Raw genomic sequence first — 13,266 nt, 5'->3', positions numbered from 1 at the left:
GTGTCAGCCGCATGAATGTTGCCTGACACTCCCCAATCGCGAGCAAGCTCGCTCCCACATTGGTTCTGGTATGACTTCAGGATTTGTATTCCCCCTGCTTTCCTCCTGTGGAAGCTTGCTCCCACAGGTTCTACCTCAATGAGCCACAGCCGCCTGCTCTTCCATCTTCTTACGCAGGCTCAAGGGGCGCATGTCGGTCCAGACTTCTTCGATGTAGGCCAGGCATTCCTTCTTGAACCCGCTTTTGCCGACGGTGCGCCAGCCTTCTGGGACGGCCTTGTAGTCTGGCCAGATCGAATACTGTTCTTCGTGGTTGACCACGACCTGAAAGACGATGTCCTCGCGGTCGAATACTGAAGGCATGGGTGTCTCTCCATCTATGCTCGAGGTTCGCTGCGGCGCATGCGCAGCCAGGTTATGAAAGGAACTACGGGCCCGAGTGAAAATTAGGTCTCGACGAGCGCCGCCAGCAGGGCTCGCCCGAAAATCTCGGCAACCCGGTCGATTTCCGACTGCGTGATGATCAGCGGTGGCAGGAAGCGCACCACGCCGCCCTGCCGGCCACCCAGCTCCAGGATCAGCCCGCGCTTGAGGCATTCACGTTGCAGCCGTGGCGCCAGCCGTGCATGCACCGGCGGATGCCCCAGGGCGTCGGGCTTACCCGCCGGGTCCACCAGTTCGACGCCGAGCATCAACCCGCGACCGCGGATATCGCCCAGTTGCGGGAAGTCCCGCTGCAGAAGGCGCAAGTGCTCGCTCAAGCGTTCGCCCATGGCGGCGGCGTGGGCCGGCAGGTCGTGCTCCTGCAGATAGCGCATCACCGCGGAACCGGCGGCCATGGCCATCTGATTGCCACGGAAGGTCCCGGCGTGAGCCCCCGGCAGCCAGGTGTCGAGCCAGTCGCGATACACCACCACCGCCAGTGGCAGGCTGCCACCGATGGCCTTGGACAGCACGACCACGTCGGGGATGATCCCGGCGTGCTCGAACGCAAACATCTTGCCGGTACGGCCAAAACCGCTCTGGATTTCGTCGACGATCAACGCCACCCCCGCCTGCTCGGTGATCCGCCGCAGGCCGCGTAGCCAGTCCAGGTCGGCGGGAATCACCCCGCCCTCGCCCTGCACCACTTCGACGATGACGGCCGCCGGCAATTGCACGCCGGCTTCAGGATCGTTCAGCAGGTTTTCCAGGTAATGCAGATTGGCCTTCACGCCCGCCACACCGCCCAAGCCGAACGGGCAGCGGTAATCGTAGGGATAGGGCATGAACTGCACGCCGCTGCTGAGCAAGGCGCCCAAGGGTTTCTTCGGCCCCAGGCTGCCCATCAGGCTCAACGCCCCCTGGCTCATGCCGTGATAACCGCCCTGGAACGACAGCACGGTACTGCGGCCGGTGGCGGTGCGCACCAGCTTGAGGGCGGCTTCCACCGCGTCGGTGCCGGTGGGGCCGCAGAACTGGATCTTCGCCTCGGCGGCCAGCTCTGCCGGCAACAGGCCGAACAGGTCCTGGACGAAACGGTCCTTGACCGGCGTGGTCAGGTCCAGGGTATGCAACGGCAGCTCATCGGCCAGCACCTGTTGAATCGCTTCGATCACCACCGGATGGTTGTGCCCCAGCGCCAAGGTGCCGGCACCGGCCAGGCAGTCGATGAAGGTGCGGCCCTCGACGTCCTCGACATACAGCCCCTTGGCGCGCTTGAGGGCCAGGGGAATCCGTCGTGGATAGCTGCGGGCGTTGGACTCCTGCCGACTCTGGCGGGCCAGCAGCGGCGACTCATTGAACTGGTAGAGCGTCTCGGCCGGCGCAGGGCTGACCCGGACCGGCTGTGCTTCGATAAGACTGTTGGCGACTGACATCCCTCGACCCCGCAATACACTGAAGTAATGACCCAACGACACACCACACAGGTGCATCTCCGGTCGGAGCGCACGTGCAGGTGTCCTGTTGTGGAAACGCATCAGCAACGCAGGAATTTACTCTCGGGCAGAACTTTGCAGGTCGACGCGATCAGTGGCTTGTTCATGAAGCCTGTGGGAGCAAAGCTTGCTCCCACAGGCCATAGTTGAAGTGAATCAGGCCGGTAACGCCTGCACCGGCACCGTCAACTCGACCCGCAGCCCATCCGGGCGACTGTCGAAATGCAGGCCGCAGCCGCAACGCTGGACGATGGCCTGGACGATCGCCAGCCCCAGTCCACAGCCGGTGCTCTGGCCGTTGCGCCAGAAGCGTTGAGTCAAGTGCTGGATATCGTCGGCGGCGATGCCGGGGCCATGGTCGCGGACTTGGAAGCGCACGCGCTGGCCGATCATTTCCAGGCTCAGTTCCACATCGGTGTCGTCCGGGGTATGGCGCAGGGCGTTATCCAGCAGGTTGCGCAAGGCGGCGATGGAGAGCACCGCCGGCATCTGCACCGGGGCGTCGGACAACCCTGGGGATACGTGCAACCTGATGCGCCGCGAATCACTGCTGGCGGCGTCCTGGATCGCCAGCCGGGCGACCTGTTCGGCGTTGCATTGCACGCCATCGTCGAACGACAGGCTGCCTTCGACCCGCGCCAGCAGCAGCAACTGTTCGAGTGTGCGATGCATGCGGTCGGCGCCCTCCTCGGCCCGCGCCAGGGACTGATCGCGAGCGGCGCCCTCGGTCATGCGCGCCACTTGCAGGTGTGTCTTGATGGCGGTCAGCGGGCTGCGCAGCTCGTGGGCGGCGTCGCCGGTCAGCCGTCGCTCGCGCTCGATGGTCTTGCCAATGCGCTGGAACAACTGGTTCTGGGTCTCCAGCAGCGGTCGCAATTCGCTGGGCAGTGGATGGATCTGCAAAGGCTCCAGGGAGTCGGCGCTACGCCGCATCAGCGCATCGCGCATGCGATTGAGCGGTGCCAGGCCCTGGCCAATGCCCAGCCACAACAGGCACAGGCAACCGAGCAGCGCCACGCCCACCGGCACCGAGGCGGCCAGCAGGATCGACATGTTCAGGGCTTCGCGTTCGATCTGGCGGTCGGCGGTGGTGATGCGCAAATCGCCCCGGGCCAGGGTGAAGCTGCGCCAAGGCGCGCCGTCGATCATCTGGTCGTGAAAGCCCATTTTCTCGGCTTCCAGGGCCTGTTCCGGGGTGCCATGGCTGCGGGCCAGAATCTCGCCGCGCAAAGAGCTGACCTGACAGGCCATGCCGCCGGGAATGCTCAATTGTTCGGCGCTCAAATGCGTGCCTTCGCCCTTGCTGGACAACGGTGGCATCTGTTCCAGCAACCCGGCGACCATCCGGGCCGACGCCACCAGGCGCTGGTCGAGGGAAAACATCATCTGGTTGCGCAGGTCACTGAGCATCCAGGCCGCGGCCAGGGCCCAGATCAGGGCGAAGGCCGCGCCGAGGGTCAGGCTCAGGCGCAGTCGCAGGCTGATCACTTGGAGGACTCTCCACCGTCGGCCGGCCCGAGGCGATAGCCCAGGCCGCGCACGGTCTCGACAATCCCGTTCCCCAACTTGCGCCGCAGGTGATGGATATGGACGTTGAGGGCGTTGCTTTCCAACTCGTCGTTGAAGCCGTAGACGCTGTCCTTGAGCTGTTCGGTGGACAACACCCGGCCGCGGCTGTGCAACAGTGCCTGCAACAGCGATTGCTCGCGCCGGGACAGATCCACCGGTTGGCCGTCCAGGGTGGTTTCCCGACTGCTGGGGTCGTAGGTCAGGCGACCGTGCTCGATCAGGTTGACGCTGCGCCCCGCCACGCGCCGCAGCAACGTGTGCAGGCGCGCCGCGAGTTCGCGCAGGTCGAAGGGCTTGAGCAGGTAGTCATCGGCACCGGCCTGCAAGCCGTCGACCCGGTCGGTTACCGAGTCTCGGGCAGTGAGGATCAGCACCGGCGTCTCCAGTCCCTGTTGACGCAACTGCTTGAGCAGCTTGAGACCGTCCTCGTCGGGCAATCCCAAGTCCAGCACCATGACGTCGAATTCCGCCACGCCGACCATCGCCCGCGCCGCCGATGCGGTGGCGACGTGCTCGACAGTCAGGCCTTGCGCCGTAAGGCCGGCAACGATCCCGCTGGCAATCAACTCATCGTCTTCGCAGACCAGTACGCGCATGGTAAGCCCCGTGGAAAAAGGTACATTAGGCCGCCGGCCGATTAAGCCGACATTATGCGACGAGTACGGCCGACATGGGCGATCATTGCCGCCTGCCGGTCGTCGCCGGGTTAATCGACGGTTAATCGCCAGCCGCCATTGTGTTTTCCACTTGCTTCGTTCTAAGGCTTTATCCATGCGTCGATTGTTTTTGCTGTGGCTGTTCCTGATCTCGGGCCTGGCCCAGGCCGCCAATCCCTTCGAAACCAAACCCGATTTCCTGCCGGTGGAAAAGGCGTTCGTGTTTACCTCCGAACGCCTGGACTCCGGTGAAACCCAGCTGTTCTGGCAGATCGCCGATGGGTACTACCTGTATCAGCAGCGCCTCAAGTTCGATGGCTTGGCCGAGGCGCAAAAACCCAAGCTGCCGGAGGGTGAAGCCCACAGCGACGAGTTTTTCGGCGACCAGCAGGTCTATCGCCAGGCGCTGGAGCTGAAGATTCCGGCCGGTGCCACGGGCCAGATCAAGGTCGGCTTCCAGGGCTGCGCCGACGCGGGCCTGTGCTATCCACCCCAGACCCAAGTGGTCGACCTGGGTGGCAGCGCACCGGTGGCGGCCAGCGGCGAGGCGCCGGACCAGGCCCTGGCCAGCGGCCTGCAACAACGGGCCTTGGGCTGGAGCCTGCTGGTGTTCTTCGGCCTGGGCCTGCTGCTGGCGTTCACCCCCTGTTCGCTGCCGATGCTGCCGATCCTGGGCGGGCTGGTGGTGGGCAGCGGCGCCGGGCCGAGACGCGGCCTGGCCTTGGCCGGCAGCTACGTGATCAGCATGGCCCTGGTGTACGCCGCCATGGGTGTGCTCGCCGCGCTGTTGGGGGCCAACCTCCAGGCGCTGCTGCAACAACCGTGGCTGCTGGGCAGCTTCGCGGCCGTGTTCGTGTTACTGGCACTGCCGATGTTCGGCTTCTTCGAATTGCAATTGCCGGCCGCCCTGCGTGACCGCCTGGAAAACGCCGGGCGCCAGCAGCGCGGTGGCAGCCTGGTAGGCGCCGGTATTCTCGGGGCGCTGTCCGGCCTGTTGGTGGGCCCGTGCATGACCGCGCCGCTGGCCGGCGCGTTGCTGTACATCGCCCAGAGCGGCAATGCGCTGCACGGCGGGTTGATCCTGTTCACCATGGGCATCGGCATGGGCTTGCCACTGTTGCTGTTGGTGACCGTGGGCAACCGCTTCCTGCCCAAGCCCGGCGCCTGGATGAACCTGCTCAAGGGCGTGTTCGGCTTCCTGTTCCTGGGCACCGCGCTACTGATGATTCGCCCGATCATCGACGGTTCGTTGTGGGTCGGCCTGTGGGGCGTGCTGCTGTTGATCGCCGCCTACAGCGCCTGGCGCCAGACCGAAGGCTTCGGCCGCACCGCCTATATCTGCGGCAGCGCCTCGTTGCTGTTCGGCCTGTGGGGCAGCCTGCTGGTGATTGGCGCGGCAGGCGGCGGCGATGACTTCTTCCAGCCACTGAAGGTTTACGCCGGCACCGAGGACCGCGCGGCCGTCAGTGCCCACGACGCCTTCGTCACGGTCAGCGAGCCCGCCGCCCTGCAACGGGAACTGGACGCCGCCAAGGCCCAGGGCCAGTGGGTGTTGCTGGACTACTACGCCGACTGGTGCGTGTCCTGCAAGATCATGGAAAAACAGGTCTTCGGCCGCAGCGAAGTGCTTGACGCCCTGAGCGGTGTGCGCCTGTTGCGCCTGGACGTCACCGCCGACAGCCCCGCCAGCCGCGAACTGCAGGGCCGCTACCAGGTACCAGGGCCGCCGAGCCTGCTGTGGATCGGCGCCGACGGTGAAGAGCGTCGCAGCCAGCGGATCACCGGGGAAGTCGACGCCAAGGCGTTCCTGGAGCGCTGGAACCTCACCCGGGACGCGCGCTGATGCTGACGTTCACGCTGGGCACCTTCGCCATCGCCCTTAACCACCTGTTGCTGATCAGCGCCCTGGCCCTGGCGACTTTCGTCGGCTGGCGGGTGGCCAAGCGTGGTGGCGAAAACCCCGAGTCGGTGCTGTTCGTGCTGTTTCTGCTGGGCCTGCTGGCCGCACGGATCGGCTTCGTCGTCGCCTATTGGCAACATTACCGGGACGACCCGTGGCAGATCGTCGACCTGCGCGACGGTGGCTTCCTGGCCTGGCCGGGCATCGTGGCGCTGCTGATTGGCGCCTTGTCGTGGGCCCGGCGCCGTCCACCCCTGCGCCGGCCATTGGGTTTTGGCGTCGGCAGCGGCTTGCTGTTCTGGCTGGTGGCGACCCTGTCGTTGACGATTTATGAACAAGGCACCCGGCTGCCGGACATCACCCTGCGCACCGCCGACGGCGAGACGGTGAAACTCACCGATTACCAGGGCGGCCCCCTGGTGATCAATCTATGGGCCACCTGGTGCCCTCCCTGCCGGCGTGAAATGCCGGTGCTCGAAGAAGCCCAGCAACAGCGTCCGGACCTGACCTTCCTGTTCGTCAACCAGGCCGAAAGCATGCAAAGCGTCAGCACCTACCTGGCCACCCAGGGCCTGAGCCTGACCAACGTATTGTTCGATGGCAGCGGCCGCCTCGGCCAGGCCGTGGGTTCCATGGCCCTGCCGACCACCCTGTTCTACAGCGCCGATGGCCGCCTGCTGGGCAGCCATCTGGGGGAATTGTCGGAAGCGAGCCTGGCTCGTGCCCTGGAAAACTTCGAAACGCCCGACTCGCCCACGACGCCCCACTCCGCCACAAGGAAAACGCCATGCCCCGCCTCCGCCACCTGCTGACCCTGGCCGTCGCCGCCGCACTGTCGCAGGCCCCGCTGCTCCAGGCCGAAGAATTGCCCGCAGCCATCAAGAAGATCGAAGCCAAGGGCGCAAAAATCATCGGCACCTTCGACGCGCCGGACGGCTTGCGCGGTTACGCGGCGCAATACCAGAACCGTGGCATGGCGCTGTACCTGACCCCGGATGGGCAGCACGTCCTGCTGGGCAACCTGTACGACGCCGACGGCAAGGACCTGAGCGCCGAGCCGCTGCAAAAACTGGTCTATGCACCGATGGCCAAGGCCATCTGGACGAAGATGGAGGGCAGCAACTGGATCGCCGACGGCAACAAGGACGCACCGCGCACGGTGTACCTGTTCAGCGATCCGAACTGCCCGTACTGCAACATGTTCTGGGAACAGGCGCGGCCCTGGGTCAAGGCCGGCAAGGTGCAGTTGCGCCACATCATGGTGGGCATCATTCGCGAAGACAGCCCCGGTAAATCCGCTGCCTTGCTCGCGGCCAAAGACCCGGAAAAAGCCCTGGCCGAGCATGAAAAGGCCGGCAAGGGCAGCCCGCTCAAACCGCTCAAGGACATACCGCCGGCCATCCAGGCGAAACTGGACGCCAACCAGCAATTGATGGACGAGCTGGAACTGTCCGCCACCCCGGCGATTTTCTATCTGGATGAAAAAGGCGAACTGCAACAGCAGCAAGGCGCGCCTTCACCGGACAAACTGGTGAAGATCCTCGGGCCGAAGTGACTGGCCTCGCTGTAGACCCCTTGTGGGAGCGAGCTTGCTCGCGATAGCGGCAGATCAGTCAGCATTGATGTGAAAGACACACCGCAATCGCGAGCAAGCTCGCTCCCACATTGGATCTGCGTCGATCACAAGTCCCCTGTGGGAGCGAGCCTGCTCGCGATTGCGGTGGATCAGCGACGCAAGAGTCCCAGCAACATCCGATTCACGAATTCCGGATTCTCCAGATTGGAAATATGCCCCGCCTCCGGAATCGACACATGGGGGCAACCGATCAACTCGGCCATTTCCAGCGACTCGGACGGCGGCCGCGGTTTATCCTGGTCGCCAAACATCACCGTCGTGCGCTTGGCGTCCAGTTCATGCAAGCGCGGCAGGATGTCGTCCCGACCGAAAATGATCCGCCCCAGCGGCACGATACTGTCGCGCAGGCGATCGGTCGGCAACGCGGCCAGCGCGGCGCGGAACTGCTGATAGAGCGCCGACTGCGGGTCGATGCCCGGCCGGAAGAAAATTGGCACGATGATATCCAGCAAGGGCTCGGGAACGCTGCCGCTGGCCTCGATCTTGTCGAACAACGAGAAGTAGTACTGGCGAGTCGGTTCCGGCTCGACACCGACGTAGGTGTCCATCAATACCAGCGACAGCACGCGCTCAGGCGCCGCCAGCGCCAGCCGTGCACCCCACATCCCGCCCACCGAGAGCCCGAGCAGGTTGAAACAGTCGATGCCCAGGTGATCCATCAATGCCAATGCCTGACGAGCCAGGTCGTCCAGGGAGGTCATGCCCTCAGGCAAACGCCCGGACTGGCCGTGCCCCCACAAATCCAGGGCGATGACCCGGTAATGCTGGGACAACACCTCGATCTGCGGGGCCCACATGCTGTGGTCCCACAGATAGCTGCTGCCCAGCAGCACCACCGGGCCCTGGCCTTGGTCCAGGTAGTGAAGCGGTTGTCCGTCAATGATTGAAAAGGGCATGGGTGACCTCCTTGTTTGTGTCTGGAAAAAGCCTTGGGAGACTGAGCTGTGCAGGCTGAGCAGTCAACCTTTGAGCCGGCAGTGCCTGTGCTGCCCTCATCGCGGGCAAGCCTTGCTCCCACAGGGTTGATGCTCGAACACAAATACTCTGTTCACTGCTGATTCCTGTGGGAGCAAGGCTTGCCCGCGATGGGGTCTTCATAGACGCCGCAAAACTACATTCCTTCCAACTCCGCCATCAAATCATTCAACCGATCCACTTTCTCCTCGGTGATCTCGCTGGCCGCCAGCCCATCGATGTAGTCGGCCAGTTCCTGCACCGTGCTGCATTCGAACATCGCCCGCAGCGGCACGTTGCGTTGCAGGGCCTTTTGCACCCGTGAGGCGATTTGCGTCGCCAGCAGGGAATGCCCGCCCAGTTCGAAGAAGTTGTCCCGCACCCCCACCCGCTCGACTTTCAGCACCTGGACCCAGATGTCAGCCAGGGTCTGTTCCAGTTCATTGCCGGGGGCGGCCTGGCGAATGGCTTTGATCAAGGCCTCGGGCGGGAGGATTTTCTGCACGCTGCGGCTGATTTCCGCAGCGATGCCGATGCCTTCCTCGCCGCAGTCGTTGACCGCGAACGCGGCCACGCGGCCCTTGCGCACCACCTCCACTTCGCGCTCGATGGTTTGCTCGATGTCCTGGGGATAGAGGTTATGCCCGCGCACGATCAGCAGGTCTTTCAGGCGACCGGTGACGAACAGCTTGCCGCCGCGCCGGAAACCCAGGTCACCGGTACGCAGCCAGGTCCGGCCGTCGTGCTGGACAAAGGTCTTGGCGCTGGCTTCGGGGTTGCGCCAGTAGCCCAGGGCGATGCTCGGACCAGCGGCCCAGACTTCGCCGACCTGATTGTCGGCCAGCGGCTGCAAGGTGGCGGGCCCGACGATCAGCACCGCGTGCCCGGGCTGACTGACACCGCAACTCATCACCGCACTGCCCCGCCCCGGCTCGGCACGGTTTTGCGCCAGCGCCGCATCATCCACCCGCAGCGAAGCAATACCATGGCGGCGCGGCGTGCCGGCGACGAACAGGGTCGCTTCGGCCAAGCCATAGGAAGCCATGAAACTGTCCGGCGTGAAGCCGGATAGTCCCGACAAATAATTAGTCGAGGAGCCTACTCACCAAGGCATCGAACCGAAGCAACCGACAGCCACGCGCCGCGGCAATGGGTCGCAGCATCAAGGCAGGACGTTACATTATCAATAATTCTTCTTCTCAATTGACAATCATTATCATTAAGCCTAATTTGGCGCTCGATGTGTAGGACGAGTGCGGCATCCGGACGTCCTGCTAACTTTTTGCAGCAAGGTGAATTCCATGACGGAACAAGTATCCACAAGCAGGTGCGACTCACCGTTACTCCAGGCATTCGTGGACAACCGATTGATCCTGGTCAAGATCGCGGCACGCATTACCGGCTGCCGATCCCGTGCCGAAGATGTAGTGCAGGACGCGTTTTTCCGGCTGCAATCGGCGCCCCAGATCACCTCCTCGTTCAAGGCGCAGCTCAGCTATCTGTTCCAGATCGTGCGCAACCTGGCGATCGACCACTACCGCAAGCAGGCGTTGGAACAGAAATACTCGGGGCCGGAAGAGGAAGGGTTGAACGTGGTGATCCAGGGTGCTTCGCCAGAAACCTCCCATATCAACTTTTCCACGCTGGAGCACATCGCCGACGCGCTGACCGAACTGCCCAGCCGCACCCGCTATGCCTTCGAGATGTATCGCCTGCATGGCGTGCCGCAGAAGGACATCGCCAAGGAACTGGGGGTTTCGCCGACCCTGGTGAATTTCATGATCCGCGATGCCCTGGTGCATTGCCGCAAGGTGTCGGGGGTTCGGGGGGATACGTTCGCCCGGCGGTAACTTGCGCTGGTTTTGCCGGCCTCACATCAACCCACACCGATCAAAAAACCGCTCACGCCCCAGGATCATCAGCGCCGCGCGCTTGTGGGGGAAGTCGAATTCCTTTTCACAATGGAAGCACTGGTTGTGCAGGTGCGCGATCATCCGGGCATTGTCTGCCCGGGGCTCGGCGACCACGCGCTGGGTGCGCGGGTCGTCCAGGAACAGGTAATGCACCAGCGCCGACAGCCAACTGGCCACCTTGTGCGGGCCTCGGTGTTGCTCTTCACCCACCAGCATGTGGATGCCGCGATCGTAGTTGCCGGCGTCATAGAACGGTGCGATCCGATCTTCCTTGGCCCAATAGGCTTCGAAATAAGCGAACGGCTGGTCATCGAAACAGCCGATCAGGGTCAAGACCCGGGGATCGGCCTGCAGCTTGTCCAGGTATTCGCGATGCTGTTCCAGGCTGCCCTCCTCCTGCCAGAAGCTCGCCACTCGCGGACTGTTCTGCCAGCGGTTGAAACGCGTAAGGTCCTGCTCGACTTCCAAGGTGCGCAAGGACACCCAGGCGCCCAGCCGCGCATCGAAACGCCGGTACACCTCGCCACGGGGCTTGATGGGCCGGCGTGGATGGCGCTGGCCACCGGTGATGGTCATCTGTTGCGGGTAACTGCCGTTGAACGACACGCCCAGCCAGGGCTGCGGCAATTGCCAGAACATCGTGCGCTCGCAAACGTATTCACCGGCAGGTTCAGTGGCCGTCAACAACCCGCTGAGCAAGGCTTCGCCGGGACGCTCGTCGAGGTGCCAGGTCAGGCGCTGGCAGTCGGGGTCGCGAGCAAACAGCCAATAGCAGGCCGCCCACAGCGCCGGGCCCACCGGTCGGTCGTTGATTTCCTGCAAGTGCACGTGCAACTCGGGACCGCGCGCAAGGCGCAGCCGGATCAGCGGCGCGCCTTCGAGCATCAGGCTCAGGTGGCGTTCGGTTTCATCGGCGCCGAGGCGACGGCCGCCGGGCAAGGGCAACGTCGTCGGGTGATTGAGGTTGGACATGGAAGGGGCTCGCGTATTCGTCGGTAGTCAACGTGGGACGTGAGCCAGGGAGGGAAATTTAGTGGCGCAGTCAATGGGAATGCGTGGGCACCAGCTGGATCTGGTAGGGCTGGAAAATTTTCAGCAACTGACCGTTATCCCGCAACATTTGCAGCAACTGTGCAAACGCCTCACTGGAAATAGGCGCTTGCGGGCGGATCAGCGCGTAGTGGTGGTAAACCTGATCGATGCGTTCAGACACCAGCAATTGCGGGCCGACTTCGGGATTGCGCAACACGTAATCGTTGAGGTACGAACGGGTCACCAGGGCGATATCCGCACGCCCACGCAAGACCATCAGCAGGTTGCTGTCATGGGAATACGTCAACGTGGCGTTGTATTGGCCAACGAGGAACTTGGGATCGGCGTTGAATTCGGCAAAGGCATAGTGATAACCGCTGAACAGGGCCAGGCGCTTGCCCCTGAGGTCGGCGAAATAACTTTGCTGTCGATCCGGCTGACCCTGGGCGACGAAGACTTCCGCATCCTCCAGGCCCATGTCTACCGAGGCGTGCGGCACGTCCTGCCAGCCCCAGGCCGGGTTCTCGAAAATCGCCATATCGACCCGGCCCTGCTTGAAATCATTGAAGCGGCGCGGGATCGATGTCGGCACCAGCACGAACTGATAGTCGGTTTGCGCCTGGTTCAAGGCCTCCACCATCTGCGGCAGCAGGCCGGTGTCGGCGCCGTTCTCGGGACGAACGGTATAAGGCGGAAAATGCGCCGCGCCGATCCGTACCAGTTGCGCTGCCTGGGTCGGCAACGCCAGGAAAACGGCCAAAGCAGCCAGCACCAGACGCGAGGTCATCCCCATCGGCGAAAACGTCAAGATAACCCACTCCCCAAAAGTCCCCATCAATAACAATCAAGCTAGGCGGTTTCAACCACTTAGCCAGCCACACGGCCATTCGAGGCATTGCTCGATTATTGTTTTTCTTCAAGCACCAGGATCAGGGCTTGCTCGGCCAGCTCATCGAGGCTCAGGCTGCCTTCGGCACGAAACCAGGTGGTGGTCCAGGACAACGCTCCCGTGAGGAACCGCCGGGTAATGGACACGTCCCCACGAATATACCCGGCCTCCTTGGCCTGGCCCAGGACCTCGAGCCACAAGTCCTCATAAATATCACGCAGGGCCAGCACATGCCGCTGCCCGTCCTGCGATAGCGAACGCCACTCATAGACCAGCACTGCCATGGCCTCGCCGGTGCCGCCCATGATCGACTGCAATTCGCAGCGGATCAGCGCCAATACCCGCTCACGCACACTGTCGGCCTCGGCCAGGGCGGCGCGCATCAATGCGGTGTTGTAGCGGATGGTTTCTTCCATCACCGCCCGCAGGATGTCGTCCTTGCTCTTGAAATGGTGAAAGATGCTGCCCGACTGAATGCCCACGGCACTGGCCAGGTCACGCACCGTGGTGCGCTCGAAGCCTTTGTTGCGAAACAGGTGGGCGGCGGTCTGGAGCAGTTTGCCGCGAGCACTGTCCGGGTCGGTCAGTTGCCCGTTGTCGACCAGCTCCCGCATCACGCCCAGGGCTTTTTGCTCGTCCACCCATTCTCTCCTACAGTCGATCAACCCACGCGCGAGCATTGCACACCAAACCATCAGTGGCGCGGGCAATTTAAGCTGACCGAGGCAGCCAAGCAAGCGCTCGGCCAGAAGAACCAGCGGTCGTTTACAAACCAAGCGCTTGCTTGGTAGTCTCGAG

The 13,266-nt window shown here is 63.4% G+C and carries 12 protein-coding genes and 1 pseudogene; 4 read left to right on the top strand and 9 right to left on the bottom strand.

Annotated features, from left to right (window positions below; translation table 11 throughout):
* Positions 1-135 precede the first annotated feature (135 nt).
* The 4 genes from LQ215_RS13285 to LQ215_RS13270 form a co-directional block, all read right to left on the bottom strand.
* Positions 136-363, bottom strand: a complete 228-nt coding sequence (locus LQ215_RS13285; protein WP_230150388.1) for an MbtH family protein — start codon at positions 361-363, stop codon at positions 136-138.
* Between the two features lie 83 nt (positions 364-446).
* Complete coding sequence (locus tag LQ215_RS13280; RefSeq protein WP_230150387.1) at positions 447-1,859, bottom strand: aspartate aminotransferase family protein; 1,413 nt, start codon at positions 1,857-1,859, stop codon at positions 447-449.
* 216 nt (positions 1,860-2,075) lie between these two features.
* The gene (locus LQ215_RS13275; protein ID WP_230150385.1) at positions 2,076-3,407 is read right to left on the bottom strand and encodes an ATP-binding protein; all 1,332 of its coding nucleotides are present in this window, start codon (positions 3,405-3,407) and stop codon (positions 2,076-2,078) included.
* Complete coding sequence (locus LQ215_RS13270; RefSeq protein WP_230150383.1) at positions 3,404-4,084, bottom strand: response regulator; 681 nt, start codon at positions 4,082-4,084, stop codon at positions 3,404-3,406. The genes LQ215_RS13275 and LQ215_RS13270 overlap by 4 nt, the downstream gene beginning before the upstream one ends.
* Before the next feature lie 175 nt (positions 4,085-4,259).
* Between LQ215_RS13270 and dsbD the strand changes: the two genes are divergently transcribed.
* Genes dsbD through dsbG form a run of 3 tightly spaced genes read left to right on the top strand, consistent with a single transcriptional unit; the run spans position 4,260 to position 7,599 of the window.
* Entirely contained in the window at positions 4,260-5,987 is a 1,728-nt protein-coding gene (dsbD, locus tag LQ215_RS13265) for a protein-disulfide reductase DsbD (RefSeq protein ID WP_230150381.1), read from the top strand.
* A complete protein-coding gene (locus tag LQ215_RS13260; protein WP_230150379.1) occupies positions 5,987-6,856 on the top strand; it encodes a TlpA family protein disulfide reductase in 870 nt (289 codons plus the stop codon). The genes dsbD and LQ215_RS13260 overlap by 1 nt, the downstream gene beginning before the upstream one ends.
* Positions 6,832-7,599: a thiol:disulfide interchange protein DsbG gene (gene dsbG / locus LQ215_RS13255; RefSeq protein ID WP_230150377.1), complete on the top strand. Its 768-nt coding sequence runs from the start codon at positions 6,832-6,834 to the stop codon at positions 7,597-7,599. The genes LQ215_RS13260 and dsbG overlap by 25 nt, the downstream gene beginning before the upstream one ends.
* 170 nt (positions 7,600-7,769) lie before the next feature.
* Here the strand turns inward: dsbG and LQ215_RS13250 are convergent, their stop codons facing one another.
* Both LQ215_RS13250 and LQ215_RS13245 read right to left on the bottom strand, forming a co-directional pair.
* On the bottom strand, positions 7,770-8,576 hold the full coding sequence (locus LQ215_RS13250; protein WP_230150374.1) for an alpha/beta fold hydrolase: 807 nt from the start codon (positions 8,574-8,576) through the stop codon (positions 7,770-7,772).
* 215 nt (positions 8,577-8,791) lie between these two features.
* Positions 8,792-9,700: pseudogene (locus LQ215_RS13245) on the bottom strand (phosphopantetheine-binding protein); the annotation flags it as partial.
* Positions 9,701-9,935: 235 nt separating this feature from the next.
* On the opposite strand from LQ215_RS13245, the gene LQ215_RS13240 reads away from it, so the two are divergent.
* Complete coding sequence (locus tag LQ215_RS13240; protein WP_024619408.1) at positions 9,936-10,484, top strand: RNA polymerase factor sigma-70; 549 nt, start codon at positions 9,936-9,938, stop codon at positions 10,482-10,484.
* A 21-nt stretch (positions 10,485-10,505) separates the two neighbouring features.
* Here the strand turns inward: LQ215_RS13240 and LQ215_RS13235 are convergent, their stop codons facing one another.
* The 3 genes from LQ215_RS13235 to LQ215_RS13225 form a co-directional block, all read right to left on the bottom strand.
* The gene (locus LQ215_RS13235; RefSeq protein WP_230150372.1) at positions 10,506-11,519 is read right to left on the bottom strand and encodes a GNAT family N-acetyltransferase; all 1,014 of its coding nucleotides are present in this window, start codon (positions 11,517-11,519) and stop codon (positions 10,506-10,508) included.
* A 70-nt stretch (positions 11,520-11,589) separates the two neighbouring features.
* Complete coding sequence (locus LQ215_RS13230) at positions 11,590-12,366, bottom strand: substrate-binding periplasmic protein (RefSeq protein WP_230150394.1); 777 nt, start codon at positions 12,364-12,366, stop codon at positions 11,590-11,592.
* A gap of 116 nt (positions 12,367-12,482) precedes the next feature.
* Complete coding sequence (locus LQ215_RS13225; protein WP_230150371.1) at positions 12,483-13,109, bottom strand: TetR/AcrR family transcriptional regulator; 627 nt, start codon at positions 13,107-13,109, stop codon at positions 12,483-12,485.
* Positions 13,110-13,266: the final 157 nt, after the last annotated feature.

The organism is Pseudomonas brassicacearum (assembly GCF_918698105.1).
GTDB lineage: Bacteria > Pseudomonadota > Gammaproteobacteria > Pseudomonadales > Pseudomonadaceae > Aquipseudomonas > Aquipseudomonas brassicacearum_F.
The sequence above is the reverse complement of the archived record's forward strand: the minus strand, read 5'-3'. Positions and strand labels throughout refer to the sequence as shown.

What these genes read in the sequence shown, in the direction of transcription:
- LQ215_RS13230 (WP_230150394.1), bottom strand. Translation starts at nt 12,366, where the DNA reads ATGACCTCGCGTCTGGTGCTGGCTGCTTTGGCCGTTTTCCTGGCGTTG.
- LQ215_RS13280 (WP_230150387.1), bottom strand. Translation starts at nt 1,859, where the DNA reads ATGTCAGTCGCCAACAGTCTTATCGAAGCACAGCCGGTCCGGGTCAGC.
- LQ215_RS13260 (WP_230150379.1), top strand. Translation starts at nt 5,987, where the DNA reads ATGCTGACGTTCACGCTGGGCACCTTCGCCATCGCCCTTAACCACCTG.
- LQ215_RS13235 (WP_230150372.1), bottom strand. Translation starts at nt 11,519, where the DNA reads ATGTCCAACCTCAATCACCCGACGACGTTGCCCTTGCCCGGCGGCCGT.
- dsbD (WP_230150381.1), top strand. Translation starts at nt 4,260, where the DNA reads ATGCGTCGATTGTTTTTGCTGTGGCTGTTCCTGATCTCGGGCCTGGCC.
- LQ215_RS13250 (WP_230150374.1), bottom strand. Translation starts at nt 8,576, where the DNA reads ATGCCCTTTTCAATCATTGACGGACAACCGCTTCACTACCTGGACCAA.
- LQ215_RS13270 (WP_230150383.1), bottom strand. Translation starts at nt 4,084, where the DNA reads ATGCGCGTACTGGTCTGCGAAGACGATGAGTTGATTGCCAGCGGGATC.
- LQ215_RS13285 (WP_230150388.1), bottom strand. Translation starts at nt 363, where the DNA reads ATGCCTTCAGTATTCGACCGCGAGGACATCGTCTTTCAGGTCGTGGTC.
- dsbG (WP_230150377.1), top strand. Translation starts at nt 6,832, where the DNA reads ATGCCCCGCCTCCGCCACCTGCTGACCCTGGCCGTCGCCGCCGCACTG.
- LQ215_RS13240 (WP_024619408.1), top strand. Translation starts at nt 9,936, where the DNA reads ATGACGGAACAAGTATCCACAAGCAGGTGCGACTCACCGTTACTCCAG.